The organism is Bartonella sp. AA81SXKL (genome assembly GCF_042196945.1).
Lineage (GTDB): Bacteria > Pseudomonadota > Alphaproteobacteria > Rhizobiales > Rhizobiaceae > Bartonella.
This window is the reverse complement of sequence record NZ_JBHIRH010000374.1, coordinates 1-247: the sequence shown is the minus strand read 5'-3', so window position 1 is coordinate 247 and position 247 is coordinate 1. Positions and strand designations below refer to the sequence as shown.

The window sequence follows — 247 nt, the reverse complement described above, 5'->3', positions numbered from 1 at the left end:
CTGCGCGACATTCACTGCGTCGGTATCTTCCCGACCGGCAGCAACCCCTACAACCTGTCGTGTTATTCCTTTATCAGTACGACCAGCAGTGAATACACCTCCCGTATTTTTCCAAACTATATTGGTTCTTGTTGACATCTGATTTGTAAAGGGATCATAACCTACAATACCTTTAATCCCTAAAATAGTGAACGTTTGAGGAGCCAAAGCTCGTGAATTAATACTATTATCAAGTAAATTTAAATTA

The 247-nt window shown here is 40.1% G+C and carries 1 protein-coding gene; it reads right to left on the bottom strand.

Annotated elements, in window-relative coordinates:
* The coding region (locus ACFINZ_RS11755; RefSeq protein ID WP_375701617.1) for a hypothetical protein at positions 1 to 207 on the bottom strand (207 nt) is incomplete at its 3' end.
* Between the last annotated feature and the right edge of the window lie 40 nt (positions 208 to 247).